We start from the raw sequence: 21,090 nt of genomic DNA, 5'->3' as shown, positions 1-21,090 counted from the left end.
GCCGGCCGCGCGGCGCTTGCGCGCGGCCGGGCTTGAGCGTTGACTCAGGCGCGCGGTTCGGGCAGCGGGATGTACTCAGTCTCGTCGCCCGGCACGACCTGGTCGAAGCGGCTGCGCTGCCAATCCTGCTTGGCCTGTTCGATGCGGTCCTTGCTGCTGGAGACGAAGTTCCACCACACGAAGCGCGGCCCATCGAGAGGTTCGCCGCCGATCACGGCAAAGCGCGCCGCGGTCTTGGCGCGGATCTGCACGGGGCGGCCCGGCGCAAACACGACCAGGCGGCCGCTTTCGAACTCCTGGCCGTCGATCTCGACCGTGCCCTGCGCCAGATAGGCGGCGCGCTCTTCATGCTCGGCCGGCAGCACCGTGGTCGCGCCCGCCTGCAGTTGCAGATCGCCATAGAAGAGCGGCGACAGCGTCTTCACCGAAGACGTCTTGCCGAACAGCGAACCCGCCACCACCTGGGCGCGCACGCCCTCGCCTTCGATGACCGGCTGGGCATCCAGACCATAGTGGGTGAAGCCCGGATCGGTTTCCTCATGTTCCTTGGGCAGCCCCACCCAGATCTGCAGGCCACAGAGGCGCTGCGCCGCCTGGCGGCTTTCGGGCGAGGAGCGTTCCGAGTGCACGATGCCGCGGCCGGCCGTCATCCAGTTGACCTCGCCGGGCAGGATGGTCTGGGTGTGGCCCGCTCCGTCGCGATGCACCATGGAGCCTTCGTACAGATAGGTCACCGTGGACAGGCCGATATGCGGATGCGGGCGCACGTCTATGCCCGTACCGGCGGCAAATTCGACCGGACCCATGTGGTCCAGGAAGACGAACGGCCCGACGGTGCGGCGCTGCGCGGAGGGGATGGCGCGGCGCACGGAAAAGCCGCCCAGGTCGCTGGTGCGCGGCACCACGACGGATTCAATCTGGCTTTCGCCGGCTTCGGACAAGGTGGACATGATCGGACTCTCCGGGTGGTGGGGACTAAGGCCATCTTAAGGCCTGCCGCCTGCATGAAAAAACTGCGGCGGGCGGACTTGGTTCAGTCCGCCCGCCTTGGCGCATTACGCCAGGTCGAACACCAGGACTTCGGCCTGCTTGCCGCCCGACAGCTCGACGCGGGGCTCGCCGGTGATGGCGAGCGCGTCGCCAGCCGACAGTTCAACCCCGTTGACCGTCAGGCTGCCGCGGGCCACGTGCACCCAGGCGCGGCGGCCGGCGGCCAGATCCAGGGCGGCCGATTCGGCGCCGTCGAACAGCCCGCCATAGAGGCGCGCATCCTGATGGATCTTCATCGAGCCATCGGCGCCATCCGGCGACACCAGCGCTTGCAGCCGGCCACGCTTCTGCTCATCGCTGAAACCGCGCTCTTCGTACTCCGGCGCGATGCCGGTGACGTCGGGCTCGATCCAGATCTGCAGCATGTGCGTTTCGCGGTCCGCCAGCGGGTTGAACTCGGAGTGCATGACGCCGCGACCTGCGCTCATGCGCTGCACGTTGCCGGGCTGGATGGTCGAGCCGCTGCCCATGCTGTCCTTGTGGGCGATCGCGCCGTCCAGCACATACGTGATGATTTCCATGTCGCGATGGCCATGCGTGCCGAAGCCGCGGCCGGCCGCGATGCGGTCGTCATTGATCACGCGCAGGGCGCCGAAGCCCATGTGGGCAGGATCGTAGTAATTGGCGAAGGAAAACGTGTGGAACGAGTCCAGCCATCCGTGGTTGGCATGACCCCGTTCAGCGGCGCGGCGAGTGGTAAGCATTGCGGACTCCTGTTTCAATAATGTGAATGGTTGTGCAGCCCTGCCATCATTTCTTGGGAAGCCGCTGCACCACCGGCATGAGTGGTATTGTGCGCGTGCGGACCGGCCTGTTTGGCGCTATATTTTGACGGAATCATTCAAATTTTTTGAATACCTGTGCCGGAAGCGACCATGCAAGCCATCACCCCCGAACTGCTGATCCTGGTGGACGCCATCGCGCGCCACGGCAGCTTTGCCAAGGCCGCCCGCGAACTGGGCAAGGTGCCTTCGGCCGTCACCTATTCCATCCGCAAGCTGGAAGATGGCCTGGACGTGCTGCTGTTCGACCGCTCCGGGCACCGCGCGCTGCTGACGCCGGCGGGCGAAACGCTGCTGAAGGACGGCCGCCACGTGCTGCAATCGCTGGACGATCTGGCCTGCCGCGTCAAGCGCATTGCCACAGGCTGGGAGGTGGAGCTGCGCATCGCCGTCAGCGCGGTGCTGCCGCGGCGGCCGCTGTATGACCTGATCGAAGAGTTCCAGGCGCTGGGCAGCGCCACCACGCTGCGCTTTTCCAGCGAGGTGTTGAGCGGCAACTGGGACGCCCTGACCTCAGGACGGGCCGACCTGGTCATCGGCGCGGGCGCGGCGGGCGAGCCCACCGGCCCCTATCGCTCGCAAGCCATGGGCCAATCCCAATTCGGCTTCTGCGTGGCCGCGCACCATCCGCTGGCGTCACTGCCGCAGCCCTTGAGCCGCGCCGACATCACGCGTTATTGCGCGGTGGTGGTGGCGGACACGTCGCGCAACCTGGCGCCGCAGACGCGCGGCATCCTGGCCGAGCAACCCACCCTGGTCATGCCCACCATGCAGGCCAAGATAGACGCCCAGGTGCGCGGCCTGGGCTGCGGCTACCTGCCGCTGACCCTGGCCGCGCCGTATCTTGCGCAGGGCCTGCTGGTGGTGTGCGAGACAGACGAAGGCATGTCCCTGACGGAACACCTGACCTACGCCTGGCGCTCGGAGCCGCCGGGCGAAGCCTTGAAATGGTGGCTGCAGAAACTGAAGTCGCCGCGCCTGTGCGAGAGCCTCTTGGGGATAGGATAAGGCGCGCGGCCGCGCGCCCTATTCGTCTTCGATGCCCAGTTCGCGCAGCTTGCGCGTGATGGTGTTGCGGCCTATGCCCAGGCGGCTGGCGGCTTCCACGCGCCGGCCGCGGCTGGCGTCCAGCGCGCTTTGCAGCAGGATCTTCTCGAACTGGCGCGTCAGCGTGGCCATGACCGCGGGCTCGCCGCGTTCCAGCCGGTACTGCGCATCGCGCAGCAGCGAATCCTGCCAGTTGCGCGGCGAACCGGCCTCCACGGGCGCCGCGGTCGGAACCACCGTGCCCACGCCGGCCATGGACACGGCCGGACGCGACAAGGCGGGACTCGGGTGCTGCTGGTGTTCCATGGCGCGGATTTCCGGCGGCAGGTCCGCCGGCTCCACGGTCTGGCCAGGCGCCATCACCGTCAGCCAGTGGCAGAAGTTCTCCAGCTGGCGCACGTTGCCCGGGAAGTCGAACTTGGACAGCACGGCTAGCGCTTCCGGCGTCAGGCGCTTGACCGGCACCCCCAGAGCGCGGGCGCTGGCGGTGAGGAAGCGGCCGGCCAGCGCCGGTATGTCCTCCACCCGTTCGCGCAAGGGCGGCAGGCGCAGCCGTATCACGTTCAGGCGGTGGAACAAATCTTCGCGGAACAGGCCCTGCTCCACGCGCTGTTCCAGCGGCTGGTGGGTGGCGGCGACGATGCGCACATCGACACGCACCGGCTGCGCGCCGCCGACGCGGTAGAAGCTGCCCTCGGCCAGCACGCGCAACAGGCGTGTCTGCAACTCGATCGGCATGTCGCCGATTTCGTCCAGGAACAACGTGCCGCCATGCGCTTCCTCGAAGCGGCCGCGGCGCAAATTGTTGGCGCCCGTGAACGCGCCGCGTTCGTGGCCGAACAGCTCGGCCTCCAGCAGGTCGCGCGGAATGGCCGCCGCGTTCAGTGCCACGAAGGGACCGCCGGCGCGCACGCCATGGCCGTGCAAGGCGCGCGCCACCAGCTCCTTGCCAGTGCCGGACTCGCCGGTGATCAGCACGGTGACCTTGGACTGCGCCAGCCGGCCGATCGCGCGGAACACTTCCTGCATGGCGGTGGACGAGGACTGCGTCATCATCCACCGCTCGTTGTTCTGCGCCGACTCGCCTTGCCCTTCGGGGTTTTCAGGCTCGGCGGACTCCTGCATGGCGCGCTGGATCAGCGCCACCGCCTCGTTCACGTCGAACGGCTTGGCCAGGTAGTCGAAAGCGCCGCCCTGGAACGCGGACACGGTGCTGTCCAGGTCGGCAAACGCGGTCATGACGATGACCGGCAGGCCAGGATTGCGTTCCTTCAGCTGGCGCAGCAGCTCCAGGCCGTTGCCGCCAGGCATGCGGATGTCGGACACCAGCGCGGCGGGCGCTTCGCGCGACAGCGCTTCCAGCACGTCGGCCGATTGCGAAAAACTGCGGGTGGGCACCCCGGCGCGCGCCAGGGCTTTTTCCAGGACCCAGCGGATGGCCTGGTCATCATCGACGATCCATACGGGTTTCATCAGTGTGCGGGCTCCATCGGTAGGACCAGGCGGAACTCGGTGCGGCCGGGCCGGGATTCAAATTCGATGATGCCGCCGTGCTGCTGCACGAAATCCTGCGCCAGGCTCAAGCCCAGGCCGGTGCCTCCGGCGCGGGCCGTGACCAGCGGATGGAAGATGCGGTCACGGATCTGGTCCGGCACGCCGGGACCGTTGTCGATGATGGACAGCACCAGCGCCAGACGGTGCTGGCGGTGGGCCAGCATCACCTGCCGCGCCACGCGCGTGCGCAGCGTGACGACGCCAGGTTCGGTCTGCGGCCCGGGCGGCCTGGCGACCAGTTCCTGCGCGGCGTTGCGCGCCACGTTCAGCACGGCCTGCATCAAGCGGGCGGCGTCGCCCTTCAGGTCCGGCACCGAGGCGTCGTAGTCGCGCAGCAGCGTGACGTCATTGCGGAATTCGGCCTGGATCAGCGCGCAGACGCGTTCGCAGATCTCATGGATGTTCACCGGCCGCGCGTTCAGCGGCACACGTTGCGGGCCGCTCAGGCGGTCCACCAGCGCCTGCAGGCGGTCGGCTTCGGAAATGATGACCTGGGTGTACTCGGCCAGGGCCGCGCTTGGCAGTTCGGCTTCGAGCAATTGCGCGGCGCCGCGCAGGCCGCCCAGGGGATTCTTGACTTCATGCGCCAGATTGCGCAGGAGCTCGCGGTGGGCTTCGATCTCGTCAACCAGCCGGTGGTTGCGGTCGGCCAGCACGCGCTGCTCGATCTCGCGGGTTTCTATCAGCACGGGCCAGCGCTGGCCCGTCAGTCCGACGGTCGTCACGGACACTTCCACGGATTCGGCGGCGCGGCGCAGCGAGGCCAGTTGCCTGACGTCAGCATAGCGCCCGGCGGCGGCGCGATCGATGGAGGATTGGATGTTTTCCGGACTGTCGAACAGCGTGGCGGCGGAATGGCCGCTTAGTTGCTTGCGCGAGCGGCCGAACAGATCTTCGGCGGCCGCATTGGCGTATTCGATATGACCGCGTTCGTTGACCAGGAAAACGGACGTGGCTAGCAAATCGAGAGCTTCTACATTCATTTTCTACATACCCGAATGTGAGGGGACGGCGGAACGCGACGGCCGCGCCGGAAGCCGGCGCCCTGCCCGCCAGGCGCAGCGCCTGGCGGACAGCACGTCGAACCGCGATCTGGCGGTGCGCGTGCTGCGGGCCCTGGTTTCTGCCTGCATCATCGCGCCACCTCCAGCTACTGCCTCAGGACATCAGAGGCTGTAGTACATGTCGAACTCGACCGGGTGCGGCGTCATGCGCAGACGGTTCACATCGGCCATCTTCAGGTCGATGTAGGCGCTGAGCATGTCGTTGCTGAACACGCCGCCGCGGGTCAGGAACTCGCGGTCGTTGTCCAGGGCTTCCAGGGCCTGTTCCAGCGAGGCGCAGACGGTCGGGATCTTCGCGTCTTCTTCCGGCGGCAGGTCGTACAGGTTCTTGTCGGCGGGATCGCCGGGGTGAATCTTGTTCTGCACGCCGTCCAGGCCGGCCATCATCAGGGCCGAGAAAGCCAGGTACGGGTTGGCCAGGGGGTCCGGGAAACGCGCTTCGACGCGGCGGCCCTTCGGGTTGCCGACGTACGGAATACGGATCGAGGCCGAACGGTTGCGGGCCGAGTAGGCCAGCTTCACCGGCGCTTCGTAGTGCGGAACCAGGCGCTTGTACGAGTTGGTGCCGGGGTTGGTGATGGCGTTCAGCGCGCGGGCGTGCTTGATGATGCCGCCGATGTAGTACAGCGCGAATTCCGACAGGCCGGCGTAGCCGTTGCCCGCGAACAGGTTCTGGCCGTCCTTCCAGATGGACTGGTGGACGTGCATGCCGGAGCCGTTGTCGCCAACGATGGGCTTGGGCATGAACGTGGCGGTCTTGCCGTAGGCGTGAGCCACGTTGTGAATCACGTACTTGACGATCTGCGTCCAGTCGGCGCGCTGCACCAGCGTGCTGAACTTGGTGCCGATTTCCAGCTGGCCGGCGCCAGCCACTTCATGGTGGTGCACTTCGACCGGCACGCCCATCTGTTCCATCAGCAGGCACATTTCCGAACGCATGTCCTGGAAGGAGTCGACCGGGGGCACGGGGAAGTAGCCGCCCTTGACGGTGGGACGGTGGCCGGTGTTGCCGCCTTCGAACTCCAGGCCCGAGGACCAGGGCGCTTCTTCGGACTTGATCTTGACGAAGGTGCCGGACATGTCGCTGTTCCAGGTCACGCCGTCGAAGACGAAGAATTCGGGTTCCGGACCGAAGTAGGCGGTGTCGCCCAGGCCGGAGGACTTCAGATAGGCTTCGGCGCGCTTGGCCAGCGAACGCGGGTCGCGGTCATAGCCCTTCAGGTCGGACGGTTCGACCACGTCGCACGACAGGATCAGGGTCGGCTCCTCGCGGAACGGATCCAGGTTGCCGGTGGACAGGTCGGGGATGAGCAGCATGTCGGAGGCTTCGATGCCCTTCCAGCCCGGGATCGACGAACCGTCGAAGGCCTGCCCGCTTTCCAGCTTGTCTTCGTCGATCTGGCTGATCGGCACCGAAATGTGATGCTCACGGCCAATCGTATCGGTAAAGCGGAAATCCACGAATTTGACTTCGTTGTCGGCGATCTGTTTCAGGACATCTTTCGGGCTTGCCATGTCATCTCCATTAGATAAAAAGGTCGAGGGCTTTGCCCGTCGACTGGCATAAAAGAGGGAAGCAATAAGCGTGCCAGGTTTCCTCTCCGGGATTCCCCGGGGAAGTTGGCTCGATCATGGGAAAATGTAGCACCATCATGGTGCAAATAGTGGGGCATGAATGCCCCACTATGGTGCAACAACACTACAGGAACATTTCCTGCAGGTCGTTGAGGAATCTCCAGCCCAATGGCGTCGCCCGCAGACGGGTCGGATCGGCGTCCAACAGCCCGCGCTTGGAGGCCGCCTCCAATTGGTGCGCAATGGCGGCCAGCGACAGGCCGGTGCGCTCATTGAAGGCAGTGGCGGCGACGCCATCCTTCAATCGCAGCGCGTTCAGCATGAACTCGAACGGCAATTCGTCCGGGCCGACCTGGCGGCTTTCGGCGATGTGGCTGCCATCCCGAGCCATGGCGGCCTGCATCCAGGAGTCGGGGCCGCGCAGCCGCGCTTCGCGCAGGATGCGGTCATGGAACGACAGCTTGCCGTGCGCGCCGGGACCCAAGCCGACGTAATCGCCGAACTCCCAGTAATTCAGGTTGTGGCGGCAGCGCGCGCCGGGCTTGGCATAGGCCGAGACCTCGTAGCGCGCCAGGCCGGCCGCGGCCAGCTCGGCTTCCACCGCGTCCTGCATGGCGGCGCTGGTGTCGTCGTCGGGCAGATCCTCGGGCGGGAACTTGGCGAAGACGGTGTTGGGTTCCATCGTCAGGTGATAGAGCGACAGGTGCTCGGTGCCGAAGGCCACGGCCTGCCGCAGATCGGCCACACAGGCGTCCAGCGTCTGGCCGGGCAAGGCGAACATCATGTCCAGGTTGACGCGCGAAACCGCCCGCTGCGCCATCTCGATCGCCGCCCTCGCCTGCGCGCTGTCATGGATGCGGCCCAGCTTCTTCAGCTGCGCATCGTCAAAGCTCTGGATCCCCAGCGAGAACCGCGTCACGCCGCTGGCGGCATAGTCGCGGAAACGCCCGGCCTCGGCCGTGCCGGGATTGGCTTCCATGGTGATCTCGGCATCGGGCCACAAGTTCAGACAGGCGCGCAGCATCGCCAGCAGTTCGTCCAGACCTTCAGACGACAGCAGGCTGGGCGTGCCCCCGCCTATGAAGACCGATACCACCTGCCGCCCCCAGATCGAAGGCAGCGCCTGCTCGAGGTCGCTGCGCAGGGCATCCAGATAGGCGCGCTCCGGGATCTCGCCCGGCGCCGCATGGGAATTGAAGTCGCAATAAGGGCATTTGCGCACGCACCAGGGCACGTGCACGTAGACGGACAGCGGCGGCAGGCTGGTCAGCGTGGCGCCGGCCGGCAGTTTCAGGCGCGACGGTTGCGCGCCCATGTCGTTGCGGATGGGAATGATGATGGACATGCGTAATTCCTGAACCGGGCGCCGCGCGGCGCCCTCGTCAAGCCTGGTTCAGCTTGCTCAACAGTTCGCGCAGCGCGCGGGCGCGATGGCTCAGCCGGTTCTTGTCCTCGGGATCCAGCGCCGCGGCGGTCAAGGCCTGGTCGGGCAGGTAGAAATGCGGATCGTAGCCAAAGCCGTTGGCGCCTTCGGGCTGGTCGATGATCTCGCCGTGCCACAGGCCTTCGCCTATCAGGGGCCGCGGATCGTTCTCGGAACGCACCAGCGCCAGCACCGCCACGTACCAGGCGCTGCGGTCGGCCACGCCGGCCAGATTGCGCACCAGCAGTTCGTTATTGGCCTGATCGGATTTTTCGCCGCCGAGCATCTTGGCGTAGCGCGCCGAATACACCCCAGGCGCGCCATCCAGCGCCGCCACGCACAGGCCGGAATCGTCGGCCAGGGCCGGCAGCCCGGTCAGGCGGCTGGCATGGCGCGCCTTGGCCAGCGCGTTCTCGACGAACGTCACGTGCGGTTCTTCGGCTTCGGGTACGCCCAGTTCGCCCTGGGGCACGAGATCCATGCCCAGGGGCGCGAACAGCGCGGAAAACTCGCGCAACTTGCCGGGGTTGTTGGAGGCCAGCACCACGCGGCGCAGGGAATCGGGAATCTTGGGAGCAGTCATGGAGCAAATTGTATAGGGCGCGGGCCCCCTGCGCCGCCTGCCGGCGTCATGCCCGTGCCAGTCGAATGGATATACCTTGCGCCGGGGTTGACAGTGATACTGACCCTAATTGAATATGGCGCGCCTGCCGTCGGCGAAACAACGCGGACATATTTTGTTGTCAACATGATCAAACTTGTCACTGATAGTATCTGAACGCACCGGCGATGGACCCCATTCACGCTTTGCCCCGGCCGGTAGCGGCCCGCGCGCCCTCAGCCTCCCTGGACGGCGCGTCAGCGCACGTGAGCCTGGCTGGCATCCTGCGGGAACGGCTGCTGCGCCCGCGCTTCCAACCCGTGGTCGATCTTTCGCACAGCCGCATCTACGGCCATGAAAGCCTGATCCGCGGCCCGGTCGACACCGCCCTGCACTTTCCCGACGCCTTATTCGCCGAGGCCCGCCGCCAGGGCCTGCATCCGCAGCTGGAGCTGGCCAGCTTCCGCGCGGGCGCGCAGGGCTTTCACCAGCACGACGCCGCCGGAATGCTGTTCCTGAACCTGTCCGGTTCGGCGCTGCTGCACTACTGGACTCTCTGGGGCGAGGAAATGCCCGAGCGCCTGCTCAAGAATTGCTCGCTCGCGCCTTCCAGCATCATCGTCGAACTCACCGAGCAGGATCCGCTGTCCGAACACATGGGCGAGCTGTCCAGCGCATTTGCCTGCCTGCGGGCGCATGGCATGCGTGTCGCGCTGGACGACTATGGGGTGGGCAACTCCAATCTGCAGCTCTGGGCCGAGATGCAGCCGGACCTGGTCAAGATCGACCGCTATTTCTTCGCCGGCATCGGCCAGGACGAACGCAAGCAGAACATGGTGCGCGCCATCCTGAAGGTGGCGCAACATCTGGGCACCACCATCGTCGCCGAAGGCATCGAGACAGCCGAGGACCTGGCCGTGGTGCGCGAGCTGGACATCCGCTACGCGCAAGGCTGGCTGCTGGGCCGGCCGGAAGAAATGCTGCTGACCGAGTTGGCGCCGCCGCTGCGCGATTCGCTGCGCCTGCGCCCGCCCGCCACGGCGCCGGCGCGCGGCGTCGGCGGCACGGCGGCCAGCCTGCGCGTCGAAGCGCCGGCGGTGCGGCTGACCGGACACACCAATGACGACGTGCACCGGCTCTTCATCGAACACAAGGAAATGCACGCGGTGGCGGTGATCGACGACGATAACCGGCCCGTCGGCATCATCAACCGGCGCGACTTTTCGGAACATTACGCACAGCGCTATACCCGCGAGCTGTTTGGACGCGACGCCTGCTCCACCTTCATGAACGCCGAACCGGTGCTGGTCGATCTGGACGTGTCCATCGACCAGTTGAGCCACGTGCTGATCTCCGAAGACCAGCGCTACTTGATGGACGGCCTGATCATTACCCGCGAGGGCCGCTACGACGGCCTGGCCACCGGCGAAACGCTGGTGCGGTCAGTCACCGAAATGCGCATCGAGGCGGCACGCTACGCCAATCCGCTGACGTCCCTGCCCGGCAACATCCCTATCAGCCGGCACATCGCCACCCTTCTTGAAGACGGCGACGATTTCACCATCTGCTATGGCGACCTGAACAATTTCAAGCCCTTCAACGACGTCTACGGCTATTGGCGCGGCGACGACATGATCATGCTGACCGCCGAAGTCATCAAGCGCCACTGCGATCCGCAGCGCGACTTCGTCGGCCATGTGGGCGGCGACGACTTCGTGGTGCTGCTGCGCAGCCCCGACTGGATGGCGCGCGCCCAGCGCATCATCGCGGAGTTCAACGACCGCGCCATGGACCTGTACGACGAAGCAGGCCGCCGCAACGGCGGGATCGAAGCCGAGGACCGCTACGGCGTGCCACGCTTCTTTCCCTTCGTGACGCTGGGCGTGGGAGCCCTCACCGTCACGCCATCGCTATGCGAGCGCATCCGCCCTGAGGACATCGCGTCGGCCGCGGCTCACGTCAAGCACAAGGTCAAGCACGGGAACCTGTCGCTGGTGGCCGAGCGCTACACCGGCGGCATCCTGCCGCAGCTGGACAGCTGAATCCTGTCCGGCCGCGCCGTCGGCCGGCGGGGCGATCTGGAACACCGCCACCGCCCGGCGCAAACCTTGCGCCTGGGCTTCCAGCGCCGCGGCCGCGGCCGCGGTCTGCTCCACCATGGCGGCGTTCTCCTGCGTCGACCGTTCGATATCCGCCACCGCATGGTTCACCGAGGCAATGCCCGCCGCCTGCTCGGCCGTCGCGCTGGAGATCTCGGCCACGATCTGCGTGACCCGGTCCACCGATTGCACCATGTCGCGCATGGTGTCGCCGGCCAGGCTGACCTGACGCACGCCGGCTTGCACGCGCGCCGCGGAATCCTCGATCAGCCCCTTGATTTCCTTGGCGGCCTGCGCGCTGCGCTGGGCGAGCGAACGCACCTCGCCCGCCACCACTGCAAAGCCCTTGCCCTGCTCTCCCGCGCGCGCCGCTTCCACCGCGGCATTGAGCGCCAGGATGTTGGTCTGGAAAGCGATGCTGTCGACCACGCCCACGATCTCGCCGATGCGGCGGGCGCTCTCGGCGATGCCTTGCATGCTCTGCACCACCTCTTCCACCGCCGCGCCGCCACGTTGCGCCAGTTGGGTCGCGCCCAGTGCCTGGCGGCTGGCCAGGTCGGCGTTGCCGGCGGTCAGTTGCACCGTATGCGCCAGCTGCATCATGTTGGCCGAGGCTTCCTGCAGCGAGCCGGCCTGGCGCGCGGTGCGGTCCGACATGTCCGCCCCGCCCGCGGCGATCTCGCCCGAACCGGTATGGATTTCCTCGACGCCGTGGCGCACCGAAGCCACGGCCGCCGACAGGCCCTTCTGCATGCGCCGCATGGCGCTGTACAGGACGCCGATCTCGTTGTCGCCGCGCATGGCGATCGCGCCCGTGAGATCGCCGTCGGCGATGCGGTCGAAATGCGCGCCGGCTTCGTTCAGCGGCCGCAGGATGCTGCGGCGGAACGCCAGCCGGATCAGCACTGCCAGCAACAGCACCAGCGCCAGCACCCCGGCCGCCACGCCGATTACCCGCTGCAGCGTGAGGCTGGCGCTGGCCACCGCGGCCTGGCCCTGATCGCGGGCGTAGGTCTGGTAGGCGTCAGCCTGCTTGACGTAGGCGGCGCCGCTGGCGGGCAGCACCTTGTCCACCAGGCGGTTCACCTCGATGCCGTTCCAGCCCTTGATCGCCGCATGCATGGGCGCCAGCGTCTTGTCCGCGAAGGCGGCGTAGGCCGCCAGTACCGCATCGAACAACGGCGCGCCCTCGGCGCTGATGTCGGGATTGGCGCGCAAGCGTCCCAGGCTGTCCGCGGCCTGCTTGAAGAGCGCCTCGGCGTGCGCCAGCGACTCGTTGCGCGCCTCTTCCAGCCCGCCTTCCATCGCCGTCTTGGCATCCGTTAGCGCGGCCCGCGCCTGGAACAGCCGGCTGGTCATGTCGGCCAGATCGCCGGCCCGTTCGATGCTGCCCCGGCCCAGCGCTTCGATATCCGTCCGGTTTTCCCGCAGCACCGAGATTCCCGCCGCTGCCGCCAGCGCGAACAGCACTACGAACAACGCAAGAATGGCCGACAACGCCGTCGTGACCCTGATGTTTTTCCGCATATCCGTCCATACAAAACCTGCCGCCAGCGGCGGCGTTCGCATGGATTATGGACACCCAGTTTGGCAATTTCTTGACACAACCCGGGCACGGGGATGACAAACTCCCGTCATGAAACCGAACCCCGTATTAAGCAATTGTGAATTGGCAGGGGCGGCCGCTTACGGCACATTCAACGCTGTACCGATCCATCACCCATATAGAAAACAGCATCATGCCCAACGCCTCCCACGCCTATCAGGACATCCGCGAAGCCGTGCGCGACCTCTGCGCCCAGTTCCCCTCCGAATATTTCCGCAAGGTCGATGAAGAACGCGGCTATCCCGAAGCCTTCGTCCGCGCGCTGACCGAAGCGGGCTGGCTGGCCGCGCTGATTCCGCAGGAATACGGCGGCTCCGGCCTGGGCCTGACCGAAGCGTCGGTCATCATGGAAGAAATCAACCGCAGCGGCGGCAACTCCGGCGCCTGCCACGGCCAGATGTACAACATGGGCACGCTGCTGCGCCACGGCTCCGAGGCCCAGAAGCGCGAGTACCTGCCGCGCATCGCCGCCGGCGAACTGCGCCTGCAGTCCATGGGCGTGACCGAACCCACCACCGGCACCGACACCACCAAGATCAAGACCACCGCGGTCAAGCGCGGCGACCGCTACGTCATCAACGGCCAGAAGGTCTGGATCTCGCGCGTGCAGCACTCGGACCTGATGATCCTGCTGGCGCGCACCACGCCGCTGGACCAGGTCACGCGCAAGTCCGAAGGCATGTCCATCTTCCTGGTGGACCTGCATCACGCGGTGAAGCATGGCATGTCGATCCGCCCGATCCCCAACATGGTCAACCACGAGACCAACGAGCTGTTCTTCGACAATCTGGAAATCCCCGAAGAGAACCTGATCGGCGAGGAAGGCAAGGGCTTCAAGTACATCCTGGACGGCCTGAACGCCGAACGCACCCTGATCGCCGCCGAATGCATCGGCGACGGCTACTGGTTCGTGGACAAGGTCACCGCCTACGCCAAGGAGCGCATGGTGTTCGGCCGCCCCATCGGCCAGAACCAGGGCGTGCAGTTCCCCATCGCCCGCGCCCACATCAACGTCGAAGCCGCCAGCCTGATGCGCTACGAGGCCTGCCGCCTGTTCGACGCCCACGAGCCCTGCGGCGCCCAGGCCAACATGGCCAAGCTGCTGGCCGCCGACGCATCCTGGGAAGCCGCCAACGCCTGCCTGCAATTCCATGGCGGCTTCGGCTTCGCCACGGAATACGATGTAGAGCGCAAGTTCCGCGAAACCCGCCTGTATCAGGTCGCGCCGATCTCGACCAACCTGATCCTGTCCTACGTGGCCGAACACATCCTGGGCCTGCCCCGCTCCTTCTGACCGGATCCCGACATCCATGACCGCTGCCAAAGACACCCCGCACCTGAGCGCCGAACTCGCGGCCTTTGCCGCCAATCTGCGCTATGAAGACATTCCAGCCCCGGTGCTGCGCCGCGCCGAGGATCTGCTGCTGGACTGCCTGGCCTCCATTCTGGCGGGCGCTTCGGCCCGCGCGGTGCAGGCCATCGACCGCTATGCCGCCGCCATGGGTCCGGCCGACGGCCCCAGCGAAGTCCTGATCACGCGCCGCCGCACCACGCCGCTGTTCGCCGCCATGGTCAACGCGGCGGCCGCCCACGTGGTCGAGCAGGACGACGTGCATAACGGTTCCGTGTTCCACCCCGCCGCCGTGGTTTTCCCGCCGGCGCTGGCGGTGGCCCAGGCGCTGGGCCGCTCGGGCCGCGACCTGCTGGTCGCCTCCGTTGCGGGCTACGAAGTGGGCATACGCGTCGGTGAATTCCTGGGCCGTTCGCACTACAAGATCTTCCACACCACTGGCACCGCCGGCACGCTGGCCGCGGCCGTCACCACCGGCCGCCTGCTGAACCTGTCGCCCGAGGAAATGCTGCACGCGCTGGGCTCGGCCGGCACGCAGGCCGCGGGCCTCTGGGAGTTCCTGCGCGACGCCGCCGACTCCAAGCAATTGCACACCGCCAAGGCCGCGGCCGACGGCATCACCGCCGCCTATCTGGCGCGCGAAGGTTTCACCGGCGCGCGCCACATCCTGGAAGGCCCTCAGGGCATGGCGGCCGGCATGTCCACCGACGCCGATCCCAGCCGCTTGTGCGACCGCCTGGGCGAGCGCTGGGCGCTGGCCGAGACCTCGTTCAAGTTCCACGCGTCCTGCCGCCACACCCACCCGGCGGCCGACGCGCTGCAGCAAGCGCTGCACGACAACAATCTGACCGAGGCCGACATCGAGCGCGTCGTGGCCCACGTGCACCAGGGCGCCATCGACGTGCTGGGCCCGGTAGTCAATCCGCAGACGGTGCACCAGTCCAAGTTCTCGATGGGCACCGTGCTGGCCCTGATCGCCCGCCAAGGCCGCGCCGGCCTGGCCGAGTTCGACGCCGGCCTGGACGATCCGGGCGTGGCCACGTTCCGCGGCAAGGTCGAAATGGAGCTGGATCCCGAGGTCGATGGCGCCTACCCGCAGCGCTGGATCGGCAAGATCACGGTCTACACGCGCGACGGCCGCAAGCTGCATGGCCGCGTGGACGAACCCAAGGGCGATCCGGGCAACACCCTGAGCCGGGCGGAAATCGAGGACAAGACGCTAAGCCTGGGCCGCTACGCGGACGCCGCCACGGAGCAAGAACTGCGCGGGCTGATCGCGGCGATCTGGAATCTGGAAAAGGCGGAAAAAATGGAGACGCTGCTGGCGCCGAAATAATGCCAGCAGGCGGGGCTGCGGGTTGGCCGCGGAGTGCGCGTCCAACCCGTTTTGTTTGCCGCCGATCAGGCCAGCGCCGCGCGCTGCGCCCGCACCAGGCCGGCGATGCCGCTTTCGGCCAACACCAGCATCGTGTCCAGTTCCGCGCGGGTGAAGGTGGCGCCCTCGCCCGTACCCTGCACTTCCACGAAGGCGCCGCTGCCGGTCATGATCACGTTCACGTCGGCGTCGCAGGCCGAGTCTTCCTCGTAATCCAGGTCCAGCACCGCGCGGCCCTGCACCAGGCCGACGGACACCGCCGCGACCGCATCGCGGATCGGGTTCGCGGCCAGGTCGCCGCGCTGCATCAGCAACGCAACGGCGTCGGCCGCCGCCACCCAGGCGCCGGTAATGCTGGCGCAGCGCGTGCCGCCGTCGGCCTGCAGCACGTCGCAATCCAGGTGCAGCGTGCGCTCGCCCAGCGCCTTCATGTCGAACACGGCCCGCAGGCTGCGGCCGATCAGACGCTGGATTTCCTGCGTGCGGCCGCTCTGCTTGCCGCGCGCGGCCTCGCGGTCGCCGCGCGTGTGGGTGGCGCGCGGCAACATGCCGTATTCAGCCGTTACCCAGCCTTCCCCCTTGCCCTTCAGAAAAGGCGGTACTTTCTCAAGTACGCTGGCCGTGCACAGCACATGGGTGTTGCCGGCCTTCACCAGCACCGAACCTTCGGCGTAGCGCGTGAACCCGCGCTCCAGGCTGAACGGCCGCAATTCGTCGACGGCGCGGCCCGAGGGACGGGCGATGGCGGGGGTAGTGGTCACAGGCAGACTCCAGACGTGGCTTAGATCCGCCGCATTGTACGGGGTGGCGCCGCAGGAAAACGCCGCTTGGAGTATCCTGCCGCGATATAACCGGTACAAATGGAATGGCCCGCGCCGAAAACCGGCTGGCGCGCAGGCCCGCCGGTTCCCAATAAAAAGCATTACCAGGACACGCACATCATGATTCGCAGCATGACCGCTTTCGGCAACGCCCGCGCAGATCTCGAGCAAGGCACGCTTGCGCTCGAATTCCGCAGCGTCAATAGCCGCTTCCTCGACCTCTACTTCCGCCTGCCCGACGAACTGCGCCACGTGGAAACGCCGCTGCGCGAACTGCTGACCGCCAACCTGGCGCGCGGCAAGGTCGAAATCCGCGTCTCCTACACGCGCAACGCCAACACCGACCTGTCCAAGCTGGAACCGGCCTGGCTCGAAAGCCTGGCCGAACAGCTGCAAGCCGCGCGCCGCATCCTCCCCGACATCGCCGCCCCGCGCCTGGTGGAACTGTTCAACTGGCCCGGCCAGCGCGCCAACGACGCGCTCGACCCGCAAGTCTGGGGCGCGGCCTGCATGCAGGCCGCCCAGCAGGCTCTGACCCAACTGCAGGAAGGCCGCGAACGCGAAGGCGAACGCCTGGCCGGCATGATGCGCGAATGCGCCGACGGCGTGGCGCGCATCGTCGAACTGGTGCAGGCGCACCTGCCCCAACTGCTGGCCGACCACCGCGACAAGCTCGCTTCCAAGCTGCGCGAAAGCGTGGAATCCGCCTTCCCCGGCGGCTTCACCCACATTTCCGGCGCGGAACTGTCGGAACGCCTGTCCCAGGAAGCCAACCTGTTCGCGCTGCGCATCGACGTGGCCGAAGAACTGTCGCGCCTGCGCTCGCACCTGGAAGAACTGCGCCACCTGCTGGGCGACGGCGGCGGCAAACCCGCCTCCGGCAAGAAGAATGCAGGCAGCGCAGGCAAGCGCCTGGACTTTCTGTTCCAGGAAATGAACCGCGAAGCCAACACCCTGGGCTCCAAGGCCGGCAGCATGGAAGTCACCCGCGCCGCCATGGACCTGAAGCTGCTGATCGAGCAGATGCGGGAACAGGCGCAGAACATCGAATAGCGGAATACGCGGCGGCGCCTCTGAGTGGGCGCCGGATCCTGGCGTAAAAAAGGCAGCCCTTACCTGCTGGATGGATGATCCAGTGCGTAAGGGCTGCTTTTCGTCTGGTTTTCGAAATGAGAGAGGCCGGACAACCGTCCACATCTGCCGTGCTGTACTTTGAAGCTTGCCTCGCGGAAGACCCAGGTGACGGCAGTCTGATCCGTGCGGCTCTGGGCGACATCGCCCGGGCACGCGGCATGAGCCAGCTTGCCCGCGAGACGGGTCTGTCCCGTGAAGGGCTGTATCAGGCCCTATCGGCCAAAGGAAACCCGGAGTTCAGCACCATCATGAAAGTGATCCGCGCCTTGGGACTCAAACTGCATGCGGAGATTGAACACGCTTGAGAGACTTGCGCAGGCCGCGTCTTTGAGCGCGGCCTGCAACGGGGCAGCGCCACGACGGCCTGCCCATCACCCGCGCGCCTATCCCCTCGCCTCACCCGCCGCGGGTTCCCCCCGCAACGCTGAATCCAAATAGGCGCTACGCGCCCGCGCATCCGGGAAATGCATGTCGCGGTAGTTCACGAAACGCGAGCCGCGCGCCAGCCGGTAGCCGGCCCAGATCAGCAGGAACAGCGGAATCCCGATGTACGTCGCGACCACGCCGCCCCAATCGATCTTGTCCTGCAGGAACGCCTGGTAGTTCTGCCCCAGGGTGATGATCAGGCACAGCACGAAAGCGAAGATCGGTCCGAACGGGAAGAACGGCGACACATAGGGCAGATCGGCCAGATTGTGGCCCTGCTTCACGTAGCCGCGGCGAAAGCGGTAGTGGCTGATAGCGATGCCCAGCCAGGCGATGAAGCCGGTCATTCCGGAAGTGTTCAGCAGCCAGATGTAGACGGCGTTGGGGCTGAAAATAAAGGTAAAGAAGCACAGCGCCGCCACCACCGTGGTCGCCAGCAGCGCCCACAGCGGCACGCCGCTGCGCGAAATGCGGCCGAAGATGCGCGGCGCCTTGCCTTCGCGGGCCAGGCTGTAAAGCATGCGCGTGGCCGCGTACATGCCGGAGTTGCCCGCGGACAATACCGACGTCAGCACCACCGCGTTCATGACCGAAGCCGCCCCCAGAAGACCGGCACGCTCGAATATCAGGGCGAAGGGACTGACGCTGATGTCCTCGACCTCGTTGCGCAGCAGGTGCGGATCGGTATAGGGAATCAAAAGGCCGATGACCAGGATGGCCGCCACGTAGAACAGCAGGATGCGCCAGAACACCTGGCGCACCGCGCGCGGCAGGTTGCGCGCCGGGTCCTTGGATTCGCCAGCGGCGATGCCGATCAGCTCGGTACCCTGGAACGAAAAGCCCACCACCATGGCCACGCCGATCAGCGCGGCGAAGCCGCCCGAGAACGGCGCATCGCCCACCGTCCAGTTGGCCAGGCCGCCGGTTTCTCCGCCGCGGATGATGCCCAGCAGCATCATCACGCCCATGGCCACGAAAGCCAGCACCGCGATCACCTTGATCAGCGCGAACCAGAACTCCGCCTCGCCGAAGCCGCGCGCCGACATGGCGTTCAGGCCAAAGGTGATCGCCAGGAACAAGGCGCTCCAATAGAAGCCTGGCACGTCGGGAAACCAATAGGCCATGACCAGCTGCGCCGCCACCAGGTCCACCGCCACGGTCACGGCCCAGTTGTACCAATAGTTCCAGCCCAGGGCGAAGCCGAAGCCGTCCTCGACGTAACGCGCGCCGTAGGTGGAAAAGGAGCCGGAAACCGGCATGGCGGCGGCCAGTTCGCCCAGGCTGGTCATCAGGAAATAGACCATGATGCCGATGAGCACGTAACCCAGCAGCGCCCCGCCGGGGCCGGCCTTTGCAATGGTCGCGCCGGAAGCCACGAACAGGCCGGTGCCGATGGACCCGCCCACCGCAATCATGGTCAGGTGGCGCGCGGACAGCGTGCGACGCAGTTCCGAAGGCGGGTTCGCCTTCACCTCGCGCGTGCCGCCCGAGCGACGTTCATCGTGTTCCGATGGTGCCAAAATGCATTTCCTTCAGGTCATGAAGGCACCCGCGCGCAGCGCCAGGTGCCTGGGAATTTCCAAGCAACCGGCGAGAATAGCGCAAGAGGCCCCATCCGGTGAAATCGGGCGGCCTCGGGGACAGATCGACGAACCTATTGAAACGCTGTTTCCATGAAGGTGCGCAGCTTGCGCGAATGCAGGCGTTCCGGCGGCATGTCGCGCAACCGCTCCAGGGCGCGGATGCCGATTTCCAGATGCTGATTTACCTGGCGGCGGTAGAAGGCGCTGGCCATGCCGGGCAGCTTCAGCTCACCGTGCAGCGGCTTGTCCGACACGCATAGCAAGGTGCCGTATGGCACGCGGAAACGGAAGCCGTTGGCCGCGATGGTGGCGGACTCCATGTCCAGCGCGATCGCGCGGGACTGCGCAAAGCGCTCCACCAATTCCAGATGATCGCGCAGTTCCCAGTTGCGGTTGTCGATGGTGGCCACCGTGCCCGTGCGCATGATGCGCTTGAGGTCCCAACCCGACAGCCCCGCCACCTCTTCGACCGCCTGCTCCAGCGCCACCTGCACCTCGGCCAGCGCCGGAACCGGCACCCAGGTCGGCAGGTCGGCGTCCAGCACGTGGTCCTCGCGCACATAGCCGTGCGCCAGCACGTAGTCGCCCAGGCGCTGCGAATCGCGCAGGCCGGCGCAGTGGCCCAGCATCAGCCAGGCGTGCGGGCGCAGCACGGCGATGTGGTCGGTAATGGTCTTGGCGTTGGACGGTCCCACGCCGATGTTCACCAGCGTGATGCCGGAATGGTCGCCGCGCACCAGGTGATAGGCCGGCATCTGCGGCAGGCGGACCGCCTGGTCCTCGTCGCCCGGGCCGCTTTCGCCGCGGCGCGTAATGCGGTTGCCTGGCTCCACCAGCATTTCGTAGTCTTCGTTGCCGCTGGCCATGAGCGCGCGGGCGCGGGCGCAGAACTCGTCGACGTAGAACTGGTAGTTGGTGAACAGCACGAAATTCTGGAAATGCGCCGGCGCGGTCGAGGTGTAGTGCTGCAGCCGGTGCAGCGAATAGTCCACGCGCTGGGCCGTGAACGGCGCCAGCGGCTTGGGTTCGCCCTCCTTGCCGCGCCAGGAACCGTTGACGATGGCGTCGTCCGTCACCGCCAGGTCGGGCACGTCGAACAGGTCGCGCAAGGGGCGCTTGAGCGCCTCCAGGTGCTCGCCCTCGACGTAGGCGCCCTCCGGGAAGGCGAAATGCAGCGGAATGGGCGAATCGGACTCGCCGACTTCGACCGCCACGCGGTGGTTCTGCAGCAGCTGGCTGACCTGCTCTATCAGGTAGTCGCGAAACAGCGCGGGCTGGGTGATGGTGGTCTGGTAAATGCCCGGCTCGGCGACGTGGCCGTAGGACAGCCGGGTATCGATCGGGTCGTAGGTTTCCACCACGATGCGGATGGCCGGGTAGTAGGCGCGGGCGCGCTCGCGGCCGTTGGTCGAGCCTTTCAGCACTTCACGGAAGGCGGCGCGCAGGAATGCGGTATTGCGCGCATAGATTTCGATCAGGCGCTCCACTGCCGCCACCGCATCCTGGAACGGCTCGAAAGGCAAGGCTTCCGGCCGGCTCATGGAAGACAAAGGGTGCACTGCGTTCATCATCGAGCTTTACTCCGCTTCTCATCTTATC

Annotated in this window: 16 protein-coding genes and 1 pseudogene; 6 read left to right on the top strand and 11 right to left on the bottom strand. The window is 66.5% G+C overall.

From position 1 onward, the window contains the following. Positions 1–44: 44 nt before the first annotated feature. Positions 45–950: a pirin family protein gene (locus NGK62_RS20070; protein ID WP_059375827.1), complete on the bottom strand. Its 906-nt coding sequence runs from the start codon at positions 948–950 to the stop codon at positions 45–47. A gap of 105 nt (positions 951–1,055) precedes the next feature. Beyond that, entirely contained in the window at positions 1,056–1,754 is a 699-nt protein-coding gene (locus NGK62_RS20065) for a pirin family protein (protein WP_059375824.1), read from the bottom strand. Between the two features lie 171 nt (positions 1,755–1,925). On the opposite strand from NGK62_RS20065, the gene NGK62_RS20060 reads away from it, so the two are divergent. Beyond that, complete coding sequence (locus NGK62_RS20060) at positions 1,926–2,840, top strand: LysR family transcriptional regulator (protein WP_251879985.1); 915 nt, start codon at positions 1,926–1,928, stop codon at positions 2,838–2,840. Positions 2,841–2,858: 18 nt separating this feature from the next. On the opposite strand, the gene ntrC is transcribed toward NGK62_RS20060, so the two are convergent. The 5 genes from ntrC to rdgB form a co-directional block, all read right to left on the bottom strand. Then, complete coding sequence (gene ntrC / locus NGK62_RS20055) at positions 2,859–4,352, bottom strand: nitrogen regulation protein NR(I) (protein ID WP_251879983.1); 1,494 nt, start codon at positions 4,350–4,352, stop codon at positions 2,859–2,861. Then, complete coding sequence (gene glnL, locus NGK62_RS20050) at positions 4,352–5,416, bottom strand: nitrogen regulation protein NR(II) (RefSeq protein ID WP_059375818.1); 1,065 nt, start codon at positions 5,414–5,416, stop codon at positions 4,352–4,354. The genes ntrC and glnL overlap by 1 nt, the downstream gene beginning before the upstream one ends. A gap of 183 nt (positions 5,417–5,599) precedes the next feature. After that, entirely contained in the window at positions 5,600–7,012 is a 1,413-nt protein-coding gene (gene glnA / locus NGK62_RS20045; protein WP_059375815.1) for a type I glutamate--ammonia ligase, read from the bottom strand. Between the two features lie 184 nt (positions 7,013–7,196). Then, the gene (hemW, locus tag NGK62_RS20040) at positions 7,197–8,417 is read right to left on the bottom strand and encodes a radical SAM family heme chaperone HemW (protein WP_251879981.1); all 1,221 of its coding nucleotides are present in this window, start codon (positions 8,415–8,417) and stop codon (positions 7,197–7,199) included. A gap of 37 nt (positions 8,418–8,454) precedes the next feature. Next, the gene (gene rdgB, locus NGK62_RS20035; RefSeq protein WP_251879979.1) at positions 8,455–9,078 is read right to left on the bottom strand and encodes an RdgB/HAM1 family non-canonical purine NTP pyrophosphatase; all 624 of its coding nucleotides are present in this window, start codon (positions 9,076–9,078) and stop codon (positions 8,455–8,457) included. 206 nt (positions 9,079–9,284) lie between these two features. Between rdgB and NGK62_RS20030 the strand changes: the two genes are divergently transcribed. After that, entirely contained in the window at positions 9,285–11,138 is a 1,854-nt protein-coding gene (locus NGK62_RS20030; protein ID WP_251879977.1) for an EAL domain-containing protein, read from the top strand. A gap of 150 nt (positions 11,139–11,288) precedes the next feature. On the opposite strand, the pseudogene NGK62_RS20025 reads toward NGK62_RS20030, so the two are convergent. Further along, positions 11,289–12,722 (bottom strand): annotated as a pseudogene (locus NGK62_RS20025) (methyl-accepting chemotaxis protein); the annotation flags it as partial. Positions 12,723–12,934: 212 nt separating this feature from the next. Between NGK62_RS20025 and NGK62_RS20020 the strand changes: the two are divergent. Then, positions 12,935–14,095: an acyl-CoA dehydrogenase family protein gene (locus NGK62_RS20020; RefSeq protein WP_059375802.1), complete on the top strand. Its 1,161-nt coding sequence runs from the start codon at positions 12,935–12,937 to the stop codon at positions 14,093–14,095. 16 nt (positions 14,096–14,111) lie between these two features. Then, on the top strand, positions 14,112–15,488 hold the full coding sequence (locus NGK62_RS20015; protein ID WP_251879974.1) for an MmgE/PrpD family protein: 1,377 nt from the start codon (positions 14,112–14,114) through the stop codon (positions 15,486–15,488). A 65-nt stretch (positions 15,489–15,553) separates the two neighbouring features. Here NGK62_RS20015 and rph read toward each other — a convergent pair whose 3' ends face one another. Next, positions 15,554–16,288 carry a ribonuclease PH gene (gene rph / locus NGK62_RS20010; protein WP_054454085.1) on the bottom strand — a complete coding sequence of 245 codons (735 nt, stop codon included), beginning with the start codon at positions 16,286–16,288 and terminating at the stop codon, positions 15,554–15,556. 180 nt (positions 16,289–16,468) lie between these two features. Here rph and NGK62_RS20005 point away from each other — a divergent pair, with 180 nt between their 5' ends. Both NGK62_RS20005 and NGK62_RS20000 read left to right on the top strand, forming a co-directional pair. After that, the gene (locus NGK62_RS20005) at positions 16,469–17,401 is read left to right on the top strand and encodes a YicC/YloC family endoribonuclease (protein ID WP_059376168.1); all 933 of its coding nucleotides are present in this window, start codon (positions 16,469–16,471) and stop codon (positions 17,399–17,401) included. A 149-nt stretch (positions 17,402–17,550) separates the two neighbouring features. Continuing rightward, positions 17,551–17,787 (top strand): addiction module antidote protein, encoded by a 237-nt coding sequence (locus NGK62_RS20000; RefSeq protein ID WP_205736592.1) that lies wholly within the window; start codon positions 17,551–17,553, stop codon positions 17,785–17,787. Positions 17,788–17,865: 78 nt separating this feature from the next. Here NGK62_RS20000 and NGK62_RS19995 read toward each other — a convergent pair whose 3' ends face one another. Both NGK62_RS19995 and NGK62_RS19990 read right to left on the bottom strand, forming a co-directional pair. Beyond that, complete coding sequence (locus tag NGK62_RS19995; RefSeq protein ID WP_133304578.1) at positions 17,866–19,380, bottom strand: amino acid permease; 1,515 nt, start codon at positions 19,378–19,380, stop codon at positions 17,866–17,868. Positions 19,381–19,562: 182 nt separating this feature from the next. Further along, positions 19,563–21,062 carry an AMP nucleosidase gene (locus NGK62_RS19990; protein WP_370127645.1) on the bottom strand — a complete coding sequence of 500 codons (1,500 nt, stop codon included), beginning with the start codon at positions 21,060–21,062 and terminating at the stop codon, positions 19,563–19,565. Positions 21,063–21,090: the final 28 nt, after the last annotated feature.

The sequence above is a fragment of the Achromobacter sp. Marseille-Q4954 genome, from assembly GCF_943737025.1.
GTDB lineage: Bacteria > Pseudomonadota > Gammaproteobacteria > Burkholderiales > Burkholderiaceae_B > Achromobacter > Achromobacter bronchisepticus_A.
This window is presented reverse-complemented; position numbering and strand designations above follow the sequence as displayed.